The organism is Arenibacter lacus, from assembly GCF_008711145.1.
Lineage (GTDB): Bacteria > Bacteroidota > Bacteroidia > Flavobacteriales > Flavobacteriaceae > Arenibacter > Arenibacter amylolyticus.
The window spans coordinates 1-504 of the sequence record NZ_VVIN01000244.1; the positions used below are offsets into that span (position 1 = coordinate 1).

Below are 504 nucleotides of genomic sequence, written 5' to 3' on the forward strand. Positions count from 1 at the left end.
CGCTGTCATCTTTAACGAATACCATAAAACCTTCTCGGAAAAAGGAATTAAAACCTGTGTACGTACCCCAGAATTGGAAGAAAATACTGCTATCCAGCAATTATGGAAGCATTTTGATCCTAAAATTCACAAGAGGAGAAATACGTATCGGAAGGATCTGTAAGAAGGTGGGATAGTACTAAGTATTGAGGACTGGGTCCCTCCCTGGGGCAAGCACGAGAACCAGAACTTTAGCTAACATAATGTTGGGTATCTTTATAGAAATAAAGAATCTGCAATTTAAACGGCTAAACCATTACTACTCAATAATCAAGATACTAAATAGTTGTGTGGCCTTAGTCCATGCGAAGCGAAAATCCTTATCCGCAGAGGACCGAGAAGTAAATGCAACGATTTGCATTTATAGCGAGGGGCCAGCTGGCGCGCTGGCTCCTCTATCCAAAGGTACACCGTACCTTTGTCTCTATGCCCTGGACAAGCAATGAAATCGTAGATTCACGAAAA

General features: G+C 41.9%; 1 pseudogene. It reads left to right on the forward strand.

From position 1 onward, the window contains the following. A pseudogene (locus tag F1E73_RS17345) lies at positions 1-163 on the forward strand (GTP cyclohydrolase); the annotation flags it as partial. Positions 164-504: the final 341 nt, after the last annotated feature.